This is a genomic window from Actinomadura barringtoniae (assembly GCF_017573505.1).
Lineage (GTDB): Bacteria > Actinomycetota > Actinomycetes > Streptosporangiales > Streptosporangiaceae > Spirillospora > Spirillospora barringtoniae.
Map to the genome: position 1 here is coordinate 434929 of NZ_JAGEOJ010000009.1, position 24576 is coordinate 459504.

At 71.7% G+C, this 24576-nt stretch carries 19 protein-coding genes and 1 pseudogene; 4 read left to right on the forward strand and 16 right to left on the reverse strand.

Annotated features, from left to right (window positions below):
- Nucleotides 1-69 precede the first annotated feature (69 nt).
- From J4573_RS23980 to J4573_RS24030, 11 genes and pseudogenes are all read right to left on the reverse strand, one after another.
- Nucleotides 70-2265, reverse strand: a complete 2196-nt coding sequence (locus tag J4573_RS23980) for an acyl-CoA dehydrogenase family protein (protein WP_208258036.1) — start codon at nt 2263-2265, stop codon at nt 70-72.
- An 89-nt stretch (nt 2266-2354) separates the two neighbouring features.
- Nucleotides 2355-3368, reverse strand: coding sequence for a TerC family protein (locus J4573_RS23985; protein ID WP_208258037.1), 1014 nt, complete (start codon nt 3366-3368; stop codon nt 2355-2357).
- 139 nt (nt 3369-3507) lie between these two features.
- Entirely contained in the window at nt 3508-4719 is a 1212-nt protein-coding gene (locus J4573_RS23990) for a glycosyltransferase family 4 protein (RefSeq protein ID WP_208258096.1), read from the reverse strand.
- Between the two features lie 58 nt (nt 4720-4777).
- Nucleotides 4778-6391 carry a murein biosynthesis integral membrane protein MurJ gene (gene murJ / locus J4573_RS23995; RefSeq protein WP_208258038.1) on the reverse strand — a complete coding sequence of 538 codons (1614 nt, stop codon included), beginning with the start codon at nt 6389-6391 and terminating at the stop codon, nt 4778-4780.
- 13 nt (nt 6392-6404) lie between these two features.
- Nucleotides 6405-7403, reverse strand: coding sequence for a hypothetical protein (locus tag J4573_RS24000; protein WP_243773437.1), 999 nt, complete (start codon nt 7401-7403; stop codon nt 6405-6407).
- A 5-nt stretch (nt 7404-7408) separates the two neighbouring features.
- Nucleotides 7409-8362, reverse strand: a complete 954-nt coding sequence (locus J4573_RS24005) for a copper transporter (RefSeq protein WP_208258039.1) — start codon at nt 8360-8362, stop codon at nt 7409-7411.
- Nucleotides 8359-9591 carry a putative cytokinetic ring protein SteA gene (gene steA, locus J4573_RS24010; protein ID WP_208258040.1) on the reverse strand — a complete coding sequence of 411 codons (1233 nt, stop codon included), beginning with the start codon at nt 9589-9591 and terminating at the stop codon, nt 8359-8361. Before steA ends, J4573_RS24005 begins: the two co-directional genes overlap by 4 nt.
- 354 nt (nt 9592-9945) lie before the next feature.
- Complete coding sequence (gene recN / locus J4573_RS24015) at nt 9946-11649, reverse strand: DNA repair protein RecN (protein WP_208258041.1); 1704 nt, start codon at nt 11647-11649, stop codon at nt 9946-9948.
- A 244-nt stretch (nt 11650-11893) separates the two neighbouring features.
- A pseudogene (locus J4573_RS24020) lies at nt 11894-12778 on the reverse strand (NAD kinase); the annotation flags it as partial.
- A complete protein-coding gene (locus J4573_RS24025; protein ID WP_208258043.1) occupies nt 12775-13569 on the reverse strand; it encodes a TlyA family RNA methyltransferase in 795 nt (264 codons plus the stop codon). The pseudogene J4573_RS24020 and the gene J4573_RS24025, both read right to left, overlap by 4 nt.
- Nucleotides 13566-13706, reverse strand: coding sequence for a hypothetical protein (locus J4573_RS24030; RefSeq protein WP_208258044.1), 141 nt, complete (start codon nt 13704-13706; stop codon nt 13566-13568). Before J4573_RS24030 ends, J4573_RS24025 begins: the two co-directional genes overlap by 4 nt.
- Nucleotides 13707-14427: 721 nt before the next feature.
- Between J4573_RS24030 and J4573_RS24035 the strand changes: the two genes are divergently transcribed.
- On the forward strand, nt 14428-14769 hold the full coding sequence (locus J4573_RS24035) for an SCP2 sterol-binding domain-containing protein (protein WP_208258045.1): 342 nt from the start codon (nt 14428-14430) through the stop codon (nt 14767-14769).
- A 166-nt stretch (nt 14770-14935) separates the two neighbouring features.
- On the opposite strand, the gene J4573_RS24040 is transcribed toward J4573_RS24035, so the two are convergent.
- Entirely contained in the window at nt 14936-15943 is a 1008-nt protein-coding gene (locus J4573_RS24040; RefSeq protein WP_208258097.1) for an HAD-IIA family hydrolase, read from the reverse strand.
- 827 nt (nt 15944-16770) lie between these two features.
- Complete coding sequence (locus J4573_RS24045; RefSeq protein WP_208258046.1) at nt 16771-17208, reverse strand: tetratricopeptide repeat protein; 438 nt, start codon at nt 17206-17208, stop codon at nt 16771-16773.
- A gap of 69 nt (nt 17209-17277) precedes the next feature.
- Between J4573_RS24045 and J4573_RS24050 the strand changes: the two genes are divergently transcribed.
- Nucleotides 17278-18585: a DUF1015 family protein gene (locus tag J4573_RS24050; protein WP_208258047.1), complete on the forward strand. Its 1308-nt coding sequence runs from the start codon at nt 17278-17280 to the stop codon at nt 18583-18585.
- A gap of 69 nt (nt 18586-18654) precedes the next feature.
- Here J4573_RS24050 and J4573_RS24055 read toward each other — a convergent pair whose 3' ends face one another.
- Nucleotides 18655-19845, reverse strand: a complete 1191-nt coding sequence (locus tag J4573_RS24055) for a hypothetical protein (RefSeq protein WP_208258048.1) — start codon at nt 19843-19845, stop codon at nt 18655-18657.
- A 1037-nt stretch (nt 19846-20882) separates the two neighbouring features.
- On the reverse strand, nt 20883-21233 hold the full coding sequence (locus tag J4573_RS24060; protein WP_208258049.1) for a single-stranded DNA-binding protein: 351 nt from the start codon (nt 21231-21233) through the stop codon (nt 20883-20885).
- Nucleotides 21234-21309: 76 nt separating this feature from the next.
- Between J4573_RS24060 and J4573_RS24065 the strand changes: the two genes are divergently transcribed.
- Nucleotides 21310-22242 (forward strand): MBL fold metallo-hydrolase, encoded by a 933-nt coding sequence (locus J4573_RS24065; RefSeq protein WP_208258050.1) that lies wholly within the window; start codon nt 21310-21312, stop codon nt 22240-22242.
- Here the strand turns inward: J4573_RS24065 and J4573_RS24070 are convergent.
- A complete protein-coding gene (locus J4573_RS24070) occupies nt 22239-22958 on the reverse strand; it encodes a hypothetical protein (RefSeq protein WP_243773439.1) in 720 nt (239 codons plus the stop codon). The two genes, J4573_RS24065 and J4573_RS24070, sit on opposite strands and share 4 nt — an antisense overlap.
- Nucleotides 22959-23111: 153 nt before the next feature.
- Here J4573_RS24070 and J4573_RS54180 point away from each other — a divergent pair, with 153 nt between their 5' ends.
- A complete protein-coding gene (locus tag J4573_RS54180; RefSeq protein ID WP_243773440.1) occupies nt 23112-24278 on the forward strand; it encodes a hypothetical protein in 1167 nt (388 codons plus the stop codon).
- The last annotated feature ends 298 nt before the right edge of the window (nt 24279-24576 follow it).

Genomic DNA, 24576 nt, shown 5'->3' on the forward strand with positions numbered 1-24576 from the left:
GCACACCGCCTTACGGCGGTCCGCCGCGCCCGCGCCCCCTCGCGCCGGGGATCGATCACAGCGGCCTCGTCACTTCCCGGGCTCGGGGTCGCGGGGCAGGCCGAGCAGGCGCTCACCGATGATGTTGAGCTGGACCTCGGTCGTCCCGCCGTAGATCGTCATGGCCCGGCTGAACAGCATCGCCCGGGCGACGATGCCGCTCTGCGCCATCGGCACCTCGGTCGCCGCCGCCTCGCCCTGCGCCGCCCAGCAGTAGTCCGCGACGTCCTGGTTGAACTGGACGCCGAGCAGCTTGCGGACGCTGGCCTCGGCTCCGGGCTCCACGCCGTTCAGCTGCTTCAGCGTGGTGCGCAACCCGAGCAGGTCGATCGACTGACCCTGGGCGACGAGCTTGCCGACCTCGGCCGCCCCGACCGCGTCCAGCTCCTTGCCCTTGAAGAACTCCAGCAGCTCGGGCACGCCCATGCCCATGCCGCCGCCGGTCGACAGCGACACCCGCTCGTTGGACAGCGTGTTGCGGGCGACCTGCCAGCCCTTGTCGACCTCGCCGACCACGCAGTCGTCGGGCACGAAGACGCTGTCCAGGAAGACCTCGTTGAAGATCGCCTCGCCGGTCAGCTCCTTGAGCGGCCGCACGTCGACGCCCTGCGACTTCATGTCGACCAGGAAGTAGGTGATGCCGTCGTGCTTGGCGGCGTCGGGGTTGGTGCGCGCGATGCAGAAGCCCCACTGCGCGAACTGGGCCACCGAGGTCCAGATCTTCTGGCCGGTGAGCTTCCAGCCGCCCTCGACCCGCTCGGCCTTCATCGACAGCGAGGCCAGGTCCGAGCCCGCGCCGGGCTCGGAGAACAGCTGGCACCACACCATCTCACCGCGCAGCGTCGGCCGCAGGAAGCGCTCCTTCTGCTCCTCGCTGCCGTAGCGGACGAGCGAGGGCACCAGCCAGGCGCCGATCACCAGGTTGGGCGCCTTGACCTTGGCGGCCCGCAGCTCCTGCTGGATGAGGATCTGCTCGACCGGGCCCGCGCCGCGTCCCCAGGGCTCGGGGAAGTGCGGGACGGTCCAGCCCCGGTCGCCCATCGCGTGGTTGCGCTCGCCCTTGTCCTCGATGGCGGCGAGCTCGGCGATCTCGGCGCGGATGCGCTCGCGCAGCGGCTGGGTGTCGTCGTCCAGCTCCAGCTCGACCTCGCGGCGGCCGCCCTTCAGGGCCAGCTCCGCGACCTTGGCGGCCCAGCCCTTGGAGGAGCCGAGCAGCGCCCGCACGGTGAGGGCGCGGCGCAGGTAGACGTGCGCGTCGTGCTCCCAGGTGAAGCCGATGCCGCCGAGGATCTGGATGGCGTCGCGCGCGGTCTGCACGCCGGCGTCGGCGGAGATCACGGCCGCGACGGCGGCGGCGAAGCCGGCGTCCTCGGCCCCGTCGTCCAAGGCGCGGGCGGCGTCCCAGGCGGCGGCGCGGGACTGCTCCAGCTGGATCAGCATCCGGGCGGCCTTGTGCTTGACGCCCTGGAACTGGCCGATCGGGCGGCCGAACTGCTCGCGCACCTTGGCGTACTCGGACGCGGTCGTGACCAGCCAACCGGACAGGCCCGCGACCTCGGCGCCGAGCAGCGCCGCGGCCAGGTCGCGCACCTGGCCTGCGGTGAGGCCGTCCAGGACGCGGTCGGCGGCGACGGACACGTCCGCGGCCTCGACCTTGGCGACCCGGCGGACCTTGTCCAGGCTCACGACCGGGGTGACGGTGAGGTCGGCGGCGTCGACCGCGACCCACTCCTGGCCGCCTTCGGTCGCGACCGGCAGCACGATGACGTCGGCGAGGGTCGCGCCGAGCACCGGCTCGACGGCGCCGTTCACGATCAGGGCGTCGCCGTCGCGGCGGCCAGTGAGGCCGTCCGCGAGCGCCAGCGCACCCGTCGTGGAGCCGTCGGCGAGCGCGGGCAGCAGCTCGCCGCGCGCCTTGGCGTTGCTGGAGGCGTTCACCACGGCGCTGGCGAGCACCGTCGGGACGAACGGGCCGGGCGCCGCGGCGCGGCCCAGCTCCTCCAGGACGACGGCGAGCTCCAGCAGGCCGAAGCCCTGCCCGCCGTGCTCCTCCTCCAGGTGCAGGCCCAGCAGACCCTGCTCGGCCAGGGCCGACCAGAACGGCGGCCTGGTCTCCTCGTCCGCCTCAAGGGCGGAGCGTACGACCGTCGCCGGAATGTTGCGCTCGGCGAACCCGCGCACCGACTCGGCGAGTGCCTCATGCTCTTCGGTCAGCCCGATGGCCATTCGTCACCTTCTCTCAGACCGCTGTCTCACACCGCTTTGACTCAGATTCTAGAACAGGATTCTGGTCGAGTGCGGCAGTGACCTTACTCTCATGCCCGGTCCGACTCCAGTGTGGGGCTCTCGCCCTCCCCCGCCTCCACCGGGGTCGGCTCGGCGGCGCGCTCTCCGGCCCGCTTGCCGATCGTGAGGCTGGCGATGGTGGTCGCCGTCAGAGTGCCCGCGATGACCGCCAGCGACAGCCAGATCGGAATTTCCGGCGCCCACGCCACGCCGTACTCGTGCATGGCGTGGAAGATCAGCTTGACGCCGATGAAGCCCAGGATGAACGCCAGCCCGTGGCCGAGGTAGACCAGCCGGTCCACCAGCCCTCCGAGCAGGAAGTAGAGCTGGACCAGGCCCATCAGTGCGAAGGCGTTGGCGGTGAAGACCAGGTAGGGCTCGGTGGTCAGACCGAAGATCGCGGGGATGGAGTCCAGCGCGAACAGCACGTCGGTCGAGCCTATGGCGATCATGACGATGAGCAGCGGGGTGACCATCCGGCGGCCGCCCTTGCGGGTGAGGATCTTCTGGCCCTCGTACTCGTCGCTGGTCGGGATGACGCGCTTGGCCCACTTCAGCAGGCGGTTCTCCTTGAACTCGTCCTCGTCGCCGCCGCGGACCAGGCCGACGGCCGTCCAGATGAGGAACGCGCCGAAGATGAAGAAGACCCAGGTGAACTGGGCGATCGCCGCGGCGCCGACCGCGATGAAGATGCCGCGCAGGACCAGCGCGATCACGATGCCGACCATCAGCACCTTGTGCTGGGCGTTCTTGGGCACCGCGAAGCGGGTGAGGATCACCATGAAGACGAAGAGGTTGTCGACGCTGAGGCTCTTCTCGGTGACGAAGCCCCCGAAGAACTCGGCCGAGTAGCGACCGCCCGCGAAGGCCCAGACGCCCAGTCCGAACAGGACCGCGAGGCCGATGTAGAAGACCGACCAGAAGGCGGCCCGGCGGGTGGTGAACTCCTTGTTCTCGTCCCTGTTGATCAAGAACAGGTCGACGGCGATGATGGCGAGGAGCCCGGTGAGGGTCAGGGCCCACACCCATGGCGATACGTTCAAAACGTGACACCTCCGGCAGCATGTTTCAGCGCCGGAGGTCTCTCCCGCCCTTAGGCTGAGGGCCGACGTCCCGGGCCGATATGGATCGACCGTGCTGACGAGATCGCCGCGCGGGGATACTCCCCTCCACTTATCCTCCTCAACGCCGCCGGGATCGTGATCGTTCCCGACCGGCGGAAACTTCTAGGTAGAGGGTGGTGAGCTGGTCGACGGCGTCGGCCTCGGACGGCAGCGCGGTGGCCCGCTGGGCGGCCGCGGCGCCCAGCCGTACGGCCAGGGCCGGGTCGTCCAGGACGCGGCTCACGGCCCGTTCGAGCGCCTCGGGGTCGCCGGGCGGCACGAGCAGCGCGGCGTTGGTCTCGGGGCCGTGCAGCAGCGGTCCGCTCTTCGGCCCACCCTTCGGGCCGGCCTTGGGGTCGCCGGGGTCGGCGGCGCCCACCATCATCGGGATGCCGCCCACACGGGTGGCGATCAGGGGACGGCCCGCGCGCAGGATTTCCTGAACGATCAGCGGCTGCCCCTCCCACACGCTCGGGACCACGGCCACGTCGGCGGCGGCGAGCAGGGCGGGGACGCCGGAACGGCGGCCCAGCAGGCGAACGGGCAGCTTCTCCGACTCGATCCTGGCCTGCAGTTCGGCCTCCAGCGGACCGTCGCCGACGATCGCCACCAGCGGGGCCGGGCTGCGGCGGGCCCAGCCGGCGGCGGCGTCGAGCAGGGTCGGCAGACCCTTCTGCTCGGCCAGACGGCCCACGGTGAGGATCAAGGGTCGTTCCCCAACGCCGAGTTCGGCGCGCACGTCGGCCCGTACGGCGGGGCCGGGCTGCTCGCGGGGCGCGGGGGCGGGCACCAGCGCGTGGCCGACCGAACGGGCGCCGAGCTCGCGCATGCGCTCTTCGAGGTCGGGCGAGACGCCGAGGACACGGTCGGCGCCGCGCGCGACGACCCGTTCCAGCGCGGCGTAGACGGCGGCGGTCCTGCCGCCCGCGATGACGGCGTTGTGCAGGGTGACGACCAGTGGCGGCCCGCCCTTGGCGAACCGGATCGGCCCCGGAGCGACCGTGGCGCAGGCGGCGACCGCGAGCGCGCCCGCACGCAGTCCGTGGGCGTGCACGACGTCGGCGTCGCGCAGCAGGATGCGCAGCCTGGCGACCGCCTTGGCGTCGTTCACCGGGCGGGGCCGGTCGGCCAGGTCGACCTCGGCGAACTTCGCCCCGGCGGCGGTGAAGCCGAACAGCTCCTCGGTCGCGGCCGGACCGCAGACCACGACCCGGGCGCCGCGCGCGACGAGCCCCGCCGCCATCGACCGCACATGCCGCCCGACTCCCCCGGCGCTGGTGCCGAGGACCATGGCCACCCGGATACCCGTCGGCTCCGTTTCAGACCTAGCGCGTTCAGACCTGGCGCGTTCAGACACTGCGCGTCACCTTCCGGCTGAGGACGGCCCGCAGGTCGCGGCCGTCGATCACGTACGCGACCGCGAGGAACACCACGCAGGCGACCAACGCCGCCAGCGCCCCGACGCCGACGTTGGCGAGCTGGCGCCCGGTGCCGAACGCGGCCGCGGTGGCGTAACCCGCCGCTCCCCCGGCGGCGCCGCCCGCCAGGCCCGCCACGAGCGCGCGCGGGACGCCGACGGCCGCGGACCATCCCCGTGCCCGTACGAGCGTTCCCAGCAGCAGTATCCCGGACAACGTCATGCCGACGGCGTTGCCGAAGCCGAGTGCGGCCACGACCCACTGCCGGTCGACGGCGGCCACCAGGATCAGGTCGGCGACCATCACCAGCAGCCAGCCCGCGACGACCGCGATCGCGCCCATCTTGCCCCGGCGGCACGCGAACAGGACACGGCCGAGATGGGCCACCAGGCCGTAGCCGATCAGGCCGGGCGCGAACGCGTAGATGGCGCGGGTCAGCACCTCCTGCTGGTCCGGATGGCCCGGGTTGAACAGGACCGCGACGGGCAGCGCCACGGCGACGAGCGCGGCGGCTCCCGCGCAGGACACCAGGATCACGGCTCGCGTGGTCGCGGCGGTGATGCGGTCGAAGCGTTCGTTGTCGCCCTCGCTGATGCGGGCGGACAACATGGGGAACGCGCTGGTCGCGATGGGCACCGCGAGGATCGCCCAGGGCAGGAGGTAGATGGCCCAGGCGTACTGGTAGTTGGCCAGGGCGCCGCCGGTGCCCTCGTAGCTGAGCCGTACGACCAGCAGGGCGGACAGCTGCTGCGCGGCGACGGTCGCCAGCCCCGCCATCGCCAGGCGCCGCACGCGCCGCGCGACGCCGTCGGGGAACGAGAGCGTCGGGCGCAGGCCGAGCTTCAGCCGCCAGGCCGCGACGCCCGCGGTGGCCGCCATCGCCACGCCGCCCATCGCGGTGCCGATCGCCAGCACGAGCTCGGCCGACACCGGCAGGTGCGCCAGGTCGTTCTCGTAGCCGCGGCCGAGCGGCGCGTAGATCAGGTAGGCGGCGATGACGACCAGGCTGGACATCAGCGGCGCCAGCGCGGGCGCGATGAAGCGGCGGTGCGACTGCAGCACGCCGTAGAGCACCACCGACAGCCCATACATGATCATCTGCGGCGCCATGATGGCGAGCATGTCGGTGCCGACCGACACGATGTCGGGCCGCGAGCAGCCCTTGAGGTCGCCGCCCACCATCAGCTCCATGATGGGCTGCGACAGCAGCGCCATCACCGCCGACAGCGGCACCATCAGCACGACGATCCAGGTCAGCAGCGCCGAGGTGATCCGGCGCACCTCGTCCCTGTCGCCGCGTTCGGCGGGGCCCGCCAGCACCGGCACGACCATGCTCGCCAGCGCGCCGCCCGCGACGATCTCGTAGATGATGCTCGGGAACTGCGTCGCGGTGAAGTACGCCTGGCTGAGGCACGACGTGGTGACCGTCTGGGAGAAGACGTACGTGCGCCCGAAGCCGGCCAGCCGCGACAGGACCGTGATGACCCCGATGACGACGGCGGCGCCCGCGAGGCCACCGGTGAGGCGGCGGAGACGAGGTGTCAACGTGTCGGAAGCGTCAGGACGCCGAGTCACCCGCCCGGCTGCCCGACGCCGGCGGCGTGTCCGACGCCGGCGGCGCCTCGGTCGGCTGAACGATGTGGAGGGCCGTCGTGGACTGCGGCGCAGGGTCGGCCGCGGGGGCCGGGTCGGCCGCCGGGGCCGGTGCGGGGACCGCGGGCGGGCGGCGGCCCAGCATGTCGAGCCTGTCCAGGATCGGGGTCTGCTTGATGACCTTGGTGAAGCTGACGAACTCGCTGGCGGCGTTCAGTCCGACGAGGCCGGCGAGGACCGCCAGCCGGGGGCCGCGGCCGAGGCGGGTGGCGGCGAGCCCGAGCAGGGCGCCGAGCGCGTTGGAACCGGTGTCGCCGAGCATGGCGCGTTCGCCGAGGTCCTCGGGCAGCAGCGCCACCGCGGCGCCGAGCGGGGCGGCGACGACGGCCGAGCCGGACGAGGTGAGCGCGAGCGGCGTCCCGGTGATCAGGCCGACCTTGATGGCGCGCCCGGGGCGCAGGTCGAACAGGTTCATCAGGTTGGCGCCGCCGGCCACGATCGCGCCGTTCACCAGCGTGTCGAACGCACGGCCGGTACGGGTGGGCGCACCGGACCCGGCGATCGCGGCGGCGGCCAGGCCGGTGGCGCCGATGCCGAGGATCTTCACCGCGCCGCTGGTGACCTCGCCGCGGGCGAGCGCGGTGAGGTGGCCCTTGAAGCCACGGGAGGAGGCCGATCCGGCGAGGTCGTCGTACCCGCCGAGCAGGCCCGAGCCCGCGCCCGCGAGCAGCGTCGCGGCGCGCATCCGGCCGCCGAGTCCAGGCGTGAGCAGCCCGGCCGCCGCGGCGCCCGCGACGAACGCGGGACCCTCCAGCAGCGTGACGGGCTCGCCGCGGTGGTTCGTGCGGCCCCACACCTCGTCGCCGGGCAGCCCGTTCATGCCGGGCGGGCGGCGGGTGAGCGCGGTGTAGGCGGCGCGGGCGGCGACGGCGCCGAGGGCCGCGCCGATCAGCGTGCGCTTCATCCCGGTCACCCCTGCTTCCCGGCGGCGGGCGCCGGCGACGGCAGGTAGCCGTTCTCGGCGTTGATCCCGTACTGGCCGGACTTGCCGCCCAGCTCCTCCTGGAGCGCCAGGATCGTGACCACCTGCCCGGACGACTTGTCCGCGACGTTGACGGAGGACACGTTCTTCTTGTCGTCGGAGTCGGTGAGCGCCTTGATGAGGCCGCCCTTCTGGGACGCGGTGACGGGGCCGCCGAGGACGGTGCCACGGTCGGCCGCGTCGAGCGCCGTCGTGAGCGACAGCAGGGCGTCGTTGTCGGTGTCCCCGCCGCTGCCGGTGTAGGGGGTGGAGGGTGCGATCACGACGGCGAGTGTCGCATGCTGACCGGGGTTCCCGCTGGTGGTCACGTAACCCGCCTGCTTGAAGGCGTTGAGGATCGTGCCGCCGGGCGCGTCCTCGCGTCCCGCCTTGGCCGGGTCCTTGGTGACGAGCGCGCTGGCCAGGACCGCCGCGGCCTTGTCGTAGGGCTGCGCGTCCGCCGGAACGGTGACGCCCTCGGGCTTCAGCTGGCTCGCGAGCGCGTCGACGGTCTGCACCTGCTTGTCGTCCAGGTACTTCTTCTGGATCGTCACGCGGCCGGTGACCGCGGCGCCGGACTGCTGGGCGAGGTCGCTGATCTGCTCGAGGCTGTCGGCGCCCGCGCCGGGCGTCTCGACGAAGACCACCGACTGGCCCTTCAGCCGGTTGGACACGATCTGCGAGCCCAGCACCTGGGCGAACTGCTCGTCGCCCTTCACCTGCTGGGTCAGCTGGGTGTTCTCGTCGCGGAGCCGGTCGCCGCGTTCCTGCGCGGCCTTCGCCTCGCTCTGCAGGCCCTTGGTTACCGACTGGGACAGCGTGGTGGAGCCCAGGATGATGCCGAGCGCCAGCGCGAGGAAGATCGCGACGATGGAGACGAGGTGATAGCGGAAATCGATCACGTGAAGAGTCCGGTCAGCCAGAAGAGGAAGGCGTGCCAGCGGTCGGCCAGCAGCGGGGTGATGACATCCCCCGCGGGCGACATGATCACGGCGATGGTCATGGCGATGAACGCGCCGAGCACCAGGAACAGCAGCGACCAGGTGGAGATTCGGCTGCGGTAGAGGCGGCTCACGCCCTTGGCGTCCACCAACTTGCTGCCCACCCGGAGCCGGGTGAGGAACGTGCTGGCCATGCCGGCGCGGCCCTTGTCCAGGAACTCGACCATGTTGGCGTGCGTGCCGACCGCGACGATGAGCGTGGCGCCCTTGTCGTCGGCGAGCAGCATCGCGATGTCCTCGCTGGTGGCGGTCGCGGGGAACACCACGGCCCGCTGCCCCAGCTCCTCCACCCGCGCGAGGCCGGGCGCGCGCCCGTCCCGGTAGGCGTGCACGACGATCTCCGCGCCGCTGGTCAGCGCGTCGTCGGACACCGAGTCCATGTCGCCCACGATCATGTCGGGCCGGTAGCCGGCCTCCATGAGCGCGTCCGCGCCGCCGTCCACCCCGATGAGTACCGGGCGGTACTCGCGGATGTAGGGGCGCAGCGTCGCGATGTCCTCGCGGTAGTGGTAGCCGCGCACCACGATCAGGACGTGCCGTCCGTCGATCCTGGTGGTCACGTCGGGCACGCCGACGCCGTCGATGAGCAGGTCGCGCTCGCGCTTGACGTACTCCATCGTGTTGGCGACGAACGCCTCGAGCTGGTGCGACAGGCCCGCCTTGGCCTCGGTCAGCGCCGCCTCGACGCTCTCCTCGGTCTGCACGGTGCCCTTGGCGATCACCTCGTCGCCCCGGTAGACGCTCTCGTCCTCGACGCGGACGAGGTCGCCCTCCTTGAGCTTGGCGAAGATCTCCGGGCCCACGTCGTCCAGGAGCGGGATCCCGGCCTTGACGATGATCTGCGGCCCGAGGTTCGGATAGCGGCCCGAGATGCTCGGCGCGACGTTCACCACCGCGGCCACCTGGCAGGACACCAGTGCCTCGGCGCTCACCCGGTCCAGGTCGACGTGGTCGATCACCGCGACCTCACCCGGCTCCAGCCGCTTGGTGAGGTCCTTGGTCCGCCGATCGAGGCGCGCCGCGGCGCTGACGCCGTTCTGCCCGTCCTGCCCACGCAGCGCGCGCACGCGCCGCGACAGCCGCGGCGAGATTCGTACGCGACGCTCTGTGATCGGAGACGGCTCGTTCATCGAGAGCCATCCTGCCAGAGCCGATCAGGCCCCACGGGCGTCGCCGCAGGTTCCGGCGTGTCCGATTGAGACATTAAGACAACCCCCGCACGATGCCCGACCGTGGTGATCCGGCGCCCCCTGGCGACCGCCCTTCCACCCTAAGGCCAGCCCGCTCCCGCACCGAGCCATTTCACAGCCGCCCCCGCCCGCACGCGAGCGCGCTACCTACCCCCGCCCGCACGCGAGCGCGCTACCTAAGCGGGTGACGAGCCGAAGGCGAAGTTGCCCGGTTAGATCGCGAAGCGATGTCGCGCTCGCCTCTTTTACGGTTCGAGTCCGAGCCGCCAGGCGAGGACTCGAGGCCGTGAAAGATTAAGAAGCAGCGGCCTCTTTGGCTGCCAGGTCGAGGAGCTCCTCGGCGTGGGCGCGGCCGAGCTCGGAGTCCTCCAGGCCGGCGAGCATCCGGGACAGCTCGCGCAGGCGGCCCTCGCGGTCCAGGGCGGTGACGCCACTGCGCGTGACCAGGCCGTCGTCGGACTTCTCGACCAGGAGGTGCTGGTCGGCGAACGCGGCGACCTGCGGAAGGTGGGTCACCACGATCACCTGGGCGTTGCGGGCCAGCCTGGCCAGGCGGCGGCCGATCTCGACGGCCGCCTTGCCGCCGACACCCGCGTCGACCTCGTCGAACACGAAGGTGGGGACCGGGTCGGCACCGGCGAACACGACCTCGATCGCCAGCATCACGCGCGACAGCTCACCGCCGGAGGCGCCCTTGTGCAGCGGCAGCGGCGGCGAACCCGGATGCGGGGCGAGCCGGACCTCGACCTCGTCGGCGCCGTGCGGGCCGTACTCGGTCTGGGTGACGGCGACGTCCACGCGGGCGTGCGGCATGGCGAGGGCGGTGAGCTCCTCGGTGACGGCGGCGGAGAACCGTTCGGCGGCGCGGGTACGGACGGCGGTCAGCTCGCCGGCCTCGGCCGTCAGCCGCTCGGTGAGCTCGTCCTTCTCGGCGGCCAGCTCGTCGATGCGGTCGTCGTCGCCGTCCAACTCGGTCAGGCGGGCGGCGGAGGTGCGCGCCCACTCCAGAACGTCGTTGAGAGTCTCGCCGTACTTGCGGGTGAGGCTCGTCAGCTCGGCGCGGCGCTCCTGGACGGCGGCGAGGCGTGCCGGGTCGGCCTCGATGGACTCGGCGTAGGAGGCCAGCTCGGTGCCCGCGTCGGAGACCAGGTAGCCGGCCTCGGCGAGGCGGTCGGCCAGCCCGGCGAGGGCCGGGTCGTGCTCGCGTACGGCCTCCAGGGCGTTGCGGGCCGTGCCGAGCAGGCCGACGACGTTCGCGGCCTCGATCGCGGCGGCGGGGTCGCCGAGCAGCGCCTCGTGCGCCGAGGTCGCCGCGGTGCGCAGGCCGTCGGCGTGGCCGAGGCGTTCCTCCTCGGCGGCAAGCTCGACGTCCTCGCCCGCCTTGGGATCGATCTTTTCGATCTCTTCCAGGCCGAAGCGGAGCAGGTCGGCCTCCTGGGCCCGTTCGCGCGAACGGGTGGTCAGCTCTTCGAGCAGCGCGGCCACCTGGCGGTGCCGCTGGTAGGAGGCGGTGTAGGCGCGCATCGGCTTGGTCAGCGCGTTGCCCGCGTAACGGTCCAACGCGCCCCGCTGCCGCCCCGCCTGCAGCAGCCGCTGCTGGTCGGACTGCCCGTGCACGGCGACCAGGTCGTCGGCGAGGTTGATGAGCATGCTGACCGGCACCGACCGGCCGCCCAGGAACGCGCGCGAGCGGCCCTCGGCCGACACCGAACGCGTGATGATCAGGGTGTCCTCGTCGAGCTCACCGCCGGCCTCGTCGACGCGTTCGACCACCTTGCCGCCGGGATCCACCACGATCCGGCCCTCGACGGTCGCACGGTCCGCGCCCGGCCGGACCCGCTGTGGGTCGGCGCGCCCGCCGAACATCAGGCCCAGGCTCGTGACCACCATGGTCTTGCCGGCCCCGGTCTCGCCCGTCACGACGTTGAACCCAGGGGACAGCTCGAGCACCGCCTCGTCGATCACTCCGAGGCCCTGGATCCGCACCTCATCGACCATCGGCCGCACCAGCGTCAACCCCTCGCTAACAGAACCCGGTTTCAGCGCCTCGGTGGTGAGATTATCGCTCTTGTCCCTGCGCCTGCTCCCCCGCCGCGGGCGGGAGTCCATCACAGCTCGGCGTCTTTCCCGTCGCCATCCGGCCGTCGAGCTGGGCGTTCTCCACGTTCTGCCCACCCTGTGCGTTCTGCCCGCCCTGTGCGTTCTGTACGTTCTGGGCGTTCTGAGCGTTCGCCTGGCGGGCCGCCCGGCCGCGCCAGCCGGTCACCGGCAGCCCGAACTTGGTCACCAGCCGGTCGGTGAACGGGGTCAGATGCAGCCGCGCGAGCTTCAGCGGCTCTGCACTGCGCCGCACCTCGACGCGCGCTCCCGGCGGCAGGTCCAGCGTGCGGCGGCCGTCGCACCACAGCACCGCGCGCGGCGTGCTCGGCACCAGCTCGATCGCGACCACCGAACGCGGCGACACGACCAGCGGCCGGGCGAACAGCGCGTGCGCGCTGATTGGCACCACCAGCATCGCCTCGACCTCGGGCCACACGATCGGTCCTCCGGCGGAGAACGCGTAGGCGGTCGAGCCGGTGGGCGTCGCGCACACCACCCCGTCGCAGCCCCACTGCGACAGCGGCCGGCCGTCGATCTCGGCGACGACCTCCAGCATCCGCTCCCGCTCGGCCTTCTCGACGGTCGCCTCGTTCAGCGCCCACGTCGTGCCGGACACCGCACCGTTCCGGCGGACCAGCACGTCGATGGTCATCCGTTCCTCGACGTCGTACCGGTGCGTGACGACCCGGTCGACGGTCGCCGCCAGGTCCTCGCGTTCGGCCTCCGCGAGGAAGCCCACATGGCCCAGGTTCACGCCGAGCAACGGAGTGCCCGCGGGCCGCGCCAGGTCCGCCGCGCGCAGCAGCGTCCCGTCGCCGCCGAGCACCATCACGACCTCGGCGTCCTCCGCGGCCGCGGGCGTGCTCGGCATCGACTGAACGCCGGAGCAGCCGATGTCGGCGGCCTCCTCCTCCAGCACGCGCACGACGATCCCCGCCTCGCTGAGGCGCTGGATGACCAGCTGCGCGCTGCGGACCGCCTCCGGCCGTCCCGTGTGCGCGACGACCAGCACCGATCTTGTGCTCACTGGGGCCCCTCCGTGATGGCCTTCTTCAACGCGGCCTCGTCCAGGGGCGGTGCCCCTGCGCGCAGCCACAGGAAGTACTCCACATTGCCCGACGGACCCGGCAATGGGCTCGCTGTCACACCCTTGACTCCGAGCCCGAGAGTCGCCGCGTGCTCCGCGACGCCCCGTACGGCATCGGCGCGCAGACCGGCGTCCCGCACGACGCCGCCCGCCCCAACCCGCTCCTTACCCACCTCGAACTGCGGCTTCACCATCACCGCGTAATCCGCGTCCGCCGCCACGCACCGTTGGATCGGCCCCAGCACCAGCTTCAGCGAGATGAACGACAAATCCCCAACGACCACATCAGCTTGCGGCGAAACCTGCTCGGGCTGGAGGTCACGAATATTGACCCGCTCCAGCACGGTCACCCGTTCATCGGTCCGCAGCGACCAGGCGATCTGCCCGTACCCCACATCAACCGCGTAGACATGAGCCGCACCAGCCCTGAGCAGCACATCGGTAAAACCCCCGGTAGAGGCACCCGCGTCCAGACACCGCCGCCCCTCGACCTTCAGCTCCTCGAACGCCTCCAGCGCCCCCGCGAGCTTGTGCCCGCCCCGCGAGACGTACTCGGGCCCGGTCTCTTCGGTCACCACGATCGCCGCCGCGGCCTCGACCTGCGTGGCGGCCTTCCCCGCCACCTGCCCGCCGACCTTGACCCGCCCGTCCGCGATCAGCTGCCCGGCATGCTCCCGCGACCGCGCCAGCTTCCGCCGCACCAGCTCGGCGTCCAACCGCCGCCTGGTCACGGCCGCGCCCCCGGCGGCACGATCCCGGGCCCCGGCGGCCGAGGCACCGGCGGCCCGGACTCCTCGTCCCCCGCCGAGGCCAGCAGATCCTGCAGCCGCTGGTGAACGTCCTCAAAGACCTCCACATGATCGGACACCTGAGTCCCGCCCAACCGCCCAAGCGGCGCCAGCGCCTCATCCACCCGACCATCCCCCGTAGCCTCCGGCGGCGGCCCAGCCCGAAACGCCGGCACCACATAAGCCGACTCCGCCCGCGCCCCCTCAGCCGCGACCGCGCCACCCGAAGACACAGGCCCACCCGACGCCCCAGAGCCGCCCGGCCCAGCAGGCCCGCCCGACGCGCCATGATCGCCCGGCGAAGCGGCACCGCCCGGCCCAGCAGCCCCCGCCGGCGCGGCAAGGCCACCCGGGTATGCGGGCCCACCAGCCGCTCCGGAGCTCCCCAGCTCTCCAGGCGCCCCTGACTCGCCAGAGTCGCCCGACGTTGCGGGGCCGCCCGCAGAAGCAGGCTCACCCGACGGTCCAAGTCCGGACGGCGCGGGGCCGCCAGCAGCGTTCGGGCCGGCCTGCCTACCACCGGTCGGCAGCGGCTGGGGCGGGCCTGGGCGTTCCGGCGTGCCTTCAGCGGCGGCGGAGGGCTCCGGGGGGCTCATCCCGGGCGGGGTGAGGCCTTCCTCCGGCGCGGGGCCGGGCCCTGGCATGGGGGGCTGCGACGCGGACTCCCCTGCCGCCTCGTCGGACATCACGTTTACCTCCAAGAAGACCCCCGACCGCGTGCCGCGAGTCGCTTCGGGCTCAGTCAGAACGCTACCGTCCCATCACGACATCGTTGTCGACCGAACGGGGAACGGCCTGACCATGGCGAACGAGGAGGAATGCCGCGCGGCGCTCGGGCGGATCGCCGGGCGCCTGGGTGACGTGGATCCCGAGCAGCTGGCCGAGCATGTCGTGGAGCGGAGCATCAGCTGCCGGATACCTGATCTCGGCGTGGCCTACCGGACCCGGATCCACAAGGACGGCCTGGACGAGTTCGAGCCGACCGACGACGCCAAGGGCGCCCAGGTCCGGCTCACCGTGAACAGCGACGACCTGGTGGCCCTGGCGAACGACGAGCTGAGCCCCGCCAAGGCCTGGGCGAGCGGCAAGCTCAAGATCGAGGCGAGCATCTTCGACCTGCTGCGCCTGCGCAAGCTGCTCTGAGGGGTAGTGAGCCCTTGCCACCAGATGTTGGCAGGGACCCCGCTATCCAGTGCGCCTGCAGGTCGAACGCGCGCCGGCAATGCCAAAGCAGCCCATCGCCACGCAAAGACAGAGCGCTGGGCGCGAATGGGCAGGGCGCGAGGTCAGCACGTGAAGGCGCGCAGGGTCAGCGGGTGAAAGAGAGCTGGTCCAGCGCAGGGCGCACAGCCTCAGGAGCGGCGGGGGTCTCCTCACGCCAGGCCGCAGCCGCAAGCGCACGCAGACCGTCGTAGGGGTCTCCCTCGCCGGAGAGGCCGATCCGGTCACCGTCCCAGCGGGCCGTCCAGCCGCCACAGTGGTAACCAGCGTCGTCCTGGCCGACCTCTGGGTGAGGAACAAGAAGCCCCGACAAGTCGGCCGCGAGATAGGTAGGCCGATGCTCACGCTTGGCGGTGAGCGCGGCCAGGTGGTCGGTCACCCCCGTGAAGACGAGCAGGCTGTCGGCCTCGCCGTTGTACGCGCCCTCGATGTCAGTGTCGAGGCGGTCGCCCACCACCAGCGGCCGCTCGGCCTTCGTACGCAGGATCGACTCATAGTGGAGGGGACGTTCCGGCTTGCCCGTCACGATCGGGTCGACACCGGTCGCGGTACGGATGACCTGCATGAGCGAGCCGTTACCCGGCTGCGGCGGCCCGTCGCCGCCCGGGATGGTCAGGTCACCGTTCGAGCCCACGAAGAGCGCGCCGTTGTTGACAGCCTTGGCGCCCTCGGCGATGAGCCCGTACGCGAGGCGCAAGTCGTAGCCCTGCACGACGGCAGCAGGACGTTCGGCAGCAGTGGAGACCGGACGCAGGCCGCGTTGGTACAGCGCATGCCGCAGCCCCATCCCGCCGACCACCAGCACCGGCGATCCGGCGGGCAGCCTTTCGGACAGCAGCCGCGCCGAGGCCTGCGCGGAGGTCACGACGTCCTCCGGGCTCGCGGGCACCCCGACCTCGTTCAGCAAAGCCGAGACCGCGCTTGGCGTACGAGAGGCGTTGTTGGTCACGAACGCCAGCCGCTGGCCTGCCGCACGCGCCTTCTCCAGCGCCTCGGCCGCGCCCGGGATACCCCGGTGGCCGACGTAGACGACACCGTCAAGGTCGAGCAGCGCGACGTCGTACGCCTCGCTCAGTGGCAGCTCACTGCCCTTCATCCCGCCGCCCTCCATGATGCGTTTCTCCACACCCCCGATCGTACGGACCCCGCCTTCACACACGGACCCGCCCTCCGCGCAAGAGCCACCCGCTCGCGCACGGACGACCGTTCAAGGCCAACCCACCCACGCGCGGCCCACCCACTCACACACGGACCACCCGCTCAGGCACGGGCCTGTTGCCCGGGCACGGCGAACCCGCACACGCACGGGCCGGCCGTTCACACACGGCCCGCCAGCTCACGCCCGAGCCGCCCCGCTCACGCACGACCAACCAGCTCGCGTACCGGGCACCCGCTCGCGTACGGGCCAGCCGTTGACTCACGGGCCGCCCGCTCAGGCACGGCCAACCCGCTGACGTACGGACCGCCCACTCGTGCACGGATGAGCCGCTCCCGCATGGACGTCCCGCTCACACACGGGCCACCCGATCACGCACGACCAACCAGCTCACGCACAGGCCAGCCACTCACGCACACCAACCAGCTCGCGCACGGACCAGCCGCTCACGCGCGAGCCGCCCGCTGATGCACTGGCCAGCCACTCGCCTACGGCCCACCCGCTCACATGAGCCAACCGCTCACGCACAAGCCAGCCACTCACACACGGCCTGCCCGGTCACGTACAAACCGCCCGATCACGTACGGCCCACTCGCTTACGTACAAGCCGCTCGATCACGTACGGAGCCGCCCGCTCATGCACGGGCCGTCCACTCACGTACGGGCCACCCACTCACGGACCAGACGCTCAGGCACGACCAACCCGCTCATGGACGGCCGGTCACCCACGCACAGACCCGCTCGCGTAGAGGCACGGCCGATCGGCGTTAGCGGCGGGACGCCAGTGTGGCTCGGGCGTGGCGGAGGGCTTGGGAGTAGTCCTTGTTCTCGGGGCGCATGGCGCAGGCGAGCGCCAGGTGCTCGACGGCGGCCTCGAAATCGCCCATCCGGCTCAGCGTGAGTCCGAGACCGAAAAGCGCGTAATCCTCGGCGGGGTCGGCCTCGACGATCCATCGAAAGTTCGCGGCCGCCTCTTCGAACAGGCGCGCACCGTACTGGGCCCGCGCCAGCGCCTCCCGGACGCTGCGGGATTCCGGTTCCGACTCGGCCGCCCGGGCGAGCAGCTGGACCGCCGCTGCGGCGCTGCCCGCTTTAAGGAGCTCCAGGCCCCGGGTATACCACTCGTAGACCCCGCCGTCCGGTCCGGCGGGACCAGGTTCTTCGCCAGGGGAATCCGCCGACCTTCCTGGCCCTTGCACACTCATGTGGACCTCCCGGACTTCGACCCCTATGACCGTACCCGGCTCCCGCGAGACATCCCTCTGATGGTTACCATGCCCACAGTGGACGACGATCTTCCTTCCGGCCTGGATCCGGAAGAGTTCAGCGCCTGGGTCTTCGGCGCCGCAAACCCTACGGCCGGACGGGGTCTCGAGCTGACGCCCTTCCATGGCCTGCGGTTCGCGCCCGAGGTCGCGGGCGACCTGTCGACGGTCACCTCGCCGCCGTACGACCTGATCGACGAGCAAGAGGTGGCCCGGCTGCTGGCCAGCGATGGGCACAACATCGTCCGTCTGATCCTGCCGCCCACTGCGGCCGAGGGCGCGACGACGCTGAACGGCTGGCGCGCCACCGGGGCGCTCACCTCGGACCACGAGCCGTCGCTGTACGTCTACGAGGCCGCCACCGGCGCCGGACCGCTGCAACGCGGCCTGATCGGCGCGCTCGGCCTGCGTTCGGAGGCCGACGGCATCGTCCTCCCCCACGAGAACGTCTACCCGGGCCCGGTTCGCAACCGCCTGGCATTAATGGAAGAGACCGACGCCAACCTGGAGCCGATCTTCCTGGTGTACGAGGGCGGAGGCGACACCGCGGAGATCATCGATCAGGTCGCCGAAACCCCTCCGCTGCAGGAGTTCCTGGCCGATGACGGCCTGATCCACCGGCTCTGGCGCATCGAGGACCACCCGCGCATCAGCGCGGACCTGCGCGACCGCCAGGCGCTGATCGCCGACGGCCACCACCGCTACGCCACGTACCGCGCCCTCCAAGCACGTCGGCACGCGGCCGGGCATGGCCCGGGCCCCTGGGACTACGGCCTGGCCCTCCTGGTCGATTCCACGCGCTATCCCCCGCATCTGGGCGCCATCCATCGCGTGCTGCCCGCTCTGGCGCCTCAGGTGGCCCTGCAGCGCGCCAAGGACGCTTTCACGATCACGCCCTACGACACGCTCCCGGAAGCCCTCCAGGCCCTTTCCACGGCCGCTGGACCGGCGTTCCTCCTCGGCGGCGACGGCCTGCACCTCCTGACCGACCCGGATCCCGTACGCCTGGCCCGCACGATGCCGCCCGGCCACTCGGACCGCTGGCGCCGCCTGGACACCGCCGTTCTCGACCACCTCCTCATCGACGACCTGTGGCAGATCCCGGAGAACGAGCACAGCGTCGAGGTCGTCCACGACGACCCCGCCGCCGCCATTGAACGAGCCCGCCGCACGTCCGGCACTGCCGTCGTGCTCAACCCTCTCCAGGTCGAGGACGTTCTCGCGGTGGCGGGCGAGGGCGAACGAGTCCCCCGCAAATCCACCTCGTTCGGCCCCAAGCCCCGCACCGGAATGGTCCTCCGCCTACTCACCCCCTAAGGCACCGCCGCTTCACCCCCTAAGGCGCCCCGCCTTAAGGGAGAGTTGCCTCCCTTAAGGCGCCCACCATCAGGGGCTATTGCGCAGAAGGAGAGTCCGACCGGAGATATCGAACCCGGCCGCCCACACATCCCCGCCGCCCGGCGTGGCACTCACTCCATTCACCAGCGACTCTCCTGACGACCCATTGGGGCTGGCCGCCCGAGTCCAGGTGGACCCGTCCCAGTGAAGGGTGAGCGTCTTGCTGACCGGCACGTTCCCCGATGTGTCCGTGGCCGACCCCACGGCCCAGACATCCCCGGCGGACCGCGCGGCGACGCCCGTCAGCCCGCCCTGCAAGGCCGGAGTCGTGACGCTCGACCACGCGGTGCCGTTCCAGTGCTGGATCACCATCGTGTTGGGCAGGGTCGTCCCGTTGCTCGTGGACAGCTGCCCGACCGACCAGACATCGTTCGCCGCCACCGCCGTCACCCCGTTCAGCGCAGTGGCGACCGTGCTGGAGGCGTTGGACGGAGTCGGAACGACCGTCCACGAGGTGCCGTCGAAGTGCATGGCCAGCGACTTGGTCAGCACATTGGTGCTCATGACCGCGCTGAAGCTCCCGACCGCCCAGATGTCGGTCGCCGAACGAGCCGAGACACCGCTCAACGTCACACTCGCCAGCGTCGACCCGGCAGGCACGCTCGGCGCGGGCACCGGAACCACCGACCACGCAGTCCCGTCCCAGTGCTCCACCAGAGCACGGGCGTCCTTGCCACGCCCGACCGCCCACGCATTGCCGGCATCGAGCGTCGCGACCCCGTTGAACATGGACTTGGACGAGCCCCCGCTGTTCGGCACGGGCACGATCGACCAGGCCGTTCCGTTCCAGTGAATCGCCAGCGGCGACCGCGCCGCAGCCGACACCACCCGGGTCACGCCCACGGCCCACGCGTCGTTCGCCCCACTCGCCGACACCGAGTTGAGCACCTCGTCCTGATGCAGCACCGCAGGCGTCGTCACCTGCTGCCACTGAGCCCCGTTCCACCGCGCCGTCAGCATCTGCTGCCCGTCCGCGTCAGCATCGGGCCCGGTGAACGACCCCACCACCCACGCATCGGTCGCCGTACGGGCCGACACTGCGTTCAGCCGGTTGGACGACGCCGACGGGTTAGGACTGGGCACGACCGTCCAGGTCAGCCCCGCCAAGGCCTGCGAACCCGCAAGCACCGCCCCGGCCGAGATCGCCGTAACAACCCCCACCCGCCGCTTCCTGGCCATGTGTCCTCCCACGCTCGAACCGCCGATCGCGGCTCCCACCCAGGAGGCGTTCCACCCCGTTCCACCACCCCGATGCCCCGCTCCCCCAGTCCAGCCACGCCCCAACCCCAAGACCGCCCCACCACGCGAGCGACTCCGACCTCACAGCGCCAGACCGACCGAGCCCATCAGACCGACCGAACCGATCGCACCACTTGGGCGCCCCCGCCAACCAGGCCGACCCAGCCGGCGCGCCTACCGAGCCGCGCTGACATCCGGGTGCTCCAGCTCGCTTCGACCGCGGGCCGGGCGTCTGGCTGCGGGGCGGCGCTGGCGCATGGCTCCCGAGCGACCCGCAGCATGCAGGGGCCGCCTAAGCGCGGCGTGAACTCCCGGGCACGGCGTGAACTCCCGGGCACGGCGTGAACTCCCGGGCACGGCGTGAACTCCAGGACGGGACGTGGATACCCGGGCAGGCGTGGACACCCGCGCGCGGCGTGGACACCCGCCAGCAGCCTGCACTCCCGGGCGCAGCGTGGACTCCCCGGGCGCAGCGTGGACACCCGGGCCGGGGCGGGGCGTGGACATCCGCGCGCAACAGCCTGCACTCCCGGGCGCGGGGTGACTCCCGGGCGCGGCCTGGACACCCGAGCCCGGCGTGGACACCCGAGCCCGGCGTGGACACCCGGACCCGGCGTGAACGCCAGGACGGGACGTGGACACCCGAGCCCGGCGCGGACACCCGAGCCCGGCGCGGACACCCGGACCCGGCGCGGACACCCGGACCCGGCGCGGACACCCGAGCCCGGCGCGGACACCCGGACCCGGCGTGAACGCCAGGACGGGACGTGGACACCCGGGCAGGCGTGGACACCCCGCGCGGCCCGGACACCCGCGCACGGCGTGGACACCCGCGCGCAGCAGCCTGCGCTCCCGGGCGCGGGGTGACGCCCGGGAGCGGCGTGGACACCCGAGCCCGGCGTGAACTCTCGCCGGCGTGGGCTCCCGGGCACGGCGTGGGCTTTGGCGCTCGGCGGCCTCCAGGGGGTGAGTGGGAGTTAGGCGTTGGTGGGGAGAGGGGCGGGGGCTACGGCTACTAGGGCGGCCTCGTGGATTTCGACTTCGTAGCGGCCGTAGGTGAACTCCTCGGCGTTCCAGAAGCGGCGGCGGAGTGCTCCTTGGACCTCGATGAGGTCGCCGCGGCGCCAGGTGGCGGCCTGGTCGTGGAGGCGAAGGTCGAAGGCGGCGCAGGCGATGGCGTCCACTCTGCGGCGCCTGCCGGGTTCTTTGGGGCGGTCGACGATCAGGCGCCAGACCGTCACGGTGCCTCCTGCGGGTAAGGGGCGCCGGGCCGGGTCGTCGGCCAGCCGGCCGAGCAGGGCGACGGTGTTGATGTGGTTGATGCTCATGTTCCACATGGTGGAGGCCACGGATCGCGGTCGGAAGACCTGGCGAAAACTGTGGATAACCGGCGATGATCGAGCGATGGAGACCACGGTCAGGCCGCTCGGCGGGAACGTATATGAGATCGACACCCGGATGGCGGGCTACACCGGCATCACGGCCGGATATCTGATCCTGTCCGACCGGCCATGCCTGGTGGAACCGGGTACGTCAGGGTCGGCGCCGGTGGTGCAGGCCGCTCTCACCGAGTTGGGAGTGGGACCTCAGGATCTGGCGAGCGTGGTCGTCACGCACATTCATCTTGACCATGCTGGCGGGGTTGGCGACATCGCGCAGATGTATCCGCAGGCGGAGGTCGTCGTTCACGAGAAGGGCGCCAGGCATCTGGCTGGGCCCGAGCGGCTGATGCGCAGCGCGCGGATGGTGTACGGGGACAAGCTGGACGAGCTGTTCGGCGAGCTCAAGCCGACGGACGCGGCGCGGATCCGGTCGGTGGAGGACACCGGTTCGATCGACCTCGGGGGCGGGCGTCGGCTGGAGTCGTATTACTCGCCCGGGCACGCCAAGCACCATGTGGGGCTGATGGACTCGCAGACCGGTGACCTGTACGTCGGGGACGCGGCGGGAATCTACGTTCAGGAGACGGCCGACGTACGGCCCGCGACGCCGCCTCCGGACTTCGATCTGGAGACGGCGCTGCGGTCGCTCGACAAGTTCCGCTCGCTTGAGCCCGAACGGCTGCTGTTCGCGCACTACGGGCCGGTGACGGAGGTGGCCGACACCCTGGAACGGTCCGCGGAGGAACTGCGGGTGTGGGTGGACGCGGTGAAGGACGCCCGCGACCTCGGCCTCGACCTGGACCACGCGGTCGCGATGGTCCGGGACCGTACGAAGGATCGCTACCGGATGGCCACCGAGCTCACCGACCCCGAGGACATCGCGAAGTACGAGATCCTCAACGGCACCGAGAGCAACGTCGCGGGCATCATGCACTCACTGGACAAGCACGCCTAGCCGTCTTCCGGGCGTTCCCTGGTCTCCTCGGTGACGGGCTCCAGGAACACCACTGAGGTCTCGGGCGCTTCGGCCGGGGGTTCCGGTGCCGGCTCGGGGTCGGGTTCGGTGAACTCGATCCCGGGCACTCCGGAAACCTCGATCTCCGGCACAGCGGGAGCCTCGGGCTCGGCAGGTGCCTCGGCCTCAGGCCCGACAGGAGCCTCGGGCTCGCGCGCGGCGGACGCCTCGGCCTCCTCTGAAGAAGTCTCAGCCTCCTCGATAGAAGTCTCAGCCTCCTCAACGGAAGCCTCGACCTCGTCAGCCGGGATCTCGGTCTCTTCCGCGGCCTCTTCCTCTTCATCCTCTTCGGTGTCGAGGATGTCGAGGCCCTCCAGTTCGGCGTAGCGCTCGGCCGCGTCGGTCTCACCGTCGCGATCGGCTGCGGCCGCCCGGGCGAACCACTCGCTGGCTTCGTCCGTACGTTCCGCGTCGGCAAGCGCATCCGCGTAGGCGTAGAAAAGACGTGCCGACCAGGGACGCAGCCGCCGATCCCGAAGCTCAGGGATCTGCAGCGCCACAACCGCGGCGTCGTATTGCCCCAGGTCACGGCGCGCACCCGACTCGACGATGCGCAGCTCGACGCGTCCCATCGGGTCGAGTTTCTTGGCGTCCGGCGACTTGATCAGGTCGAGGGCGCGCTCGGGACGGCCGAGGCCGCGCTCGCAGTCCGCCATGATCGGCAGGTACGCGTCCTCCGCGCTGCTCAGCCGGCGTGCCGCACGCAGTTCGGCCAGAGCTTCAGCCCATTCGCCCGCGCGGTAAGCGGCCAGACCGGCCGCCTCCCGTACGAGGCCTACGCGCGAAGCCAGTCGGCGTGCCGCACGGGCATGCTTGTACGCGAGCTCGGGGTCCTCTTCGGCAAGGCTCCCGGCCTGAACGAGATGACGAGCGACGCGAAGGGCGAGGTCCTTGGGAAGCGTGCGGAGCTCGGCACGAGCGTCGGCGTCCAGTTCCTCGCCGGTGACCTCGTCGGGCAGGATCGGGTCGTCGTGCTTCGGAGCCTCATCGCGATCCCGGAAGGTGTCGCGGCTACCCGAGCGATCCCGGTCCCGATCGCGGTCGCGAGGCTGACCGTAAGAGCGGCCGCCCTCGTTCGGACGCCTGGGACCACCGCGGCCCCTGTCCCTGTCTCTCTCTCGGTCGCCGTACGGCTTGCCGCGGCCGCCGGGCCCACCGGGGCCACGAGACCGATCACGGTCACCGAACGGCCTGCCGCCACGCTCGCCGGAGCGCGGCCTGTCCCTGTCGCCGAACGGCCTGCCGCCGCGTTCACCACCACGAGGCTTGTCGCGGTCACCGTAGGGTCGGCCGCCACGCTCACCGGTACGCGGCCTGTCACGGTCACCGAACGGCCGACCGCCGCTGCGCTCACCACCGCGAGGCCTGTCACGGTCACCGAAGGAACGGCCCCGCTCGCCGGTCCGCGGCCTGTCGCGATCGCCGTAGGGCTTGCCGCCGCGCTCGCCGCCACCGGACCGGTCACGGTCGCCGTACGGCCTGCCGCCGCCGGACCGGTCACGGTCGCCGTACGGCCTGCCCGAGCCCGCGCCCGGACCACGCTTGTCGTCGCGGTCGCCATAGGGCCTGCCGCCGCCCGGCTTCGACCCACGGTCGCCGTACGGCTTGCGGGGCTTGTCGCGGTCGAACGGCTTGCCACGGTCACCGAAACGGCGGTCGTCCCGCTTGCCCTCGAACTTGCGGCCGCCGCCGCGCTGATCGTTCGGACGCCCCTGAGGCCTGCGCTCGCCCTGGCCGCCGAAGCGGGATTCACCGCGCCCGCTGTCGGAACGAGACTCACCGGACTCCGTGCGGCGCTCGCCGGTCGGCTTGAACGGCCTGCCGGACTTGCCACGGTCGTCGCGCTGGCCGCGTTCCGGACGTCCTTGCCGGTCCTTGAAACCACCGCCAGGACGGCCACCACCGGAGTACGGACGGCCCCCCTGGCCTCCGCCGTCACGGTCACGACCGCCCTTGAAACCACCGGGCGCGCCTGAGCGCCCCCGCGCTCCGGGCTTGCCGCCGCCGGTACGAGGCGCACCGCCACGAGGGCCGGCGCCCTTCTTCGGACCTCCTGGTCCGCCGCGTGGCTTACCGCCACGATCGCCCGGCGTGCCGCGTCCCCCGCCGTTGCCCCGCTGCTCGCGGCGCTCGTCCTTGCGGCCGTCCTCTTCCGCGCTCATCACGTCCGTCACTGTTCTCGGTGGTTCCGTAGACCTTGCCTCCCATATTGGCAGGTCCAAGACATGCGTCGAGGGCCGCCCCTCAAACCGGGGCGACCCTCGACCAAATAAT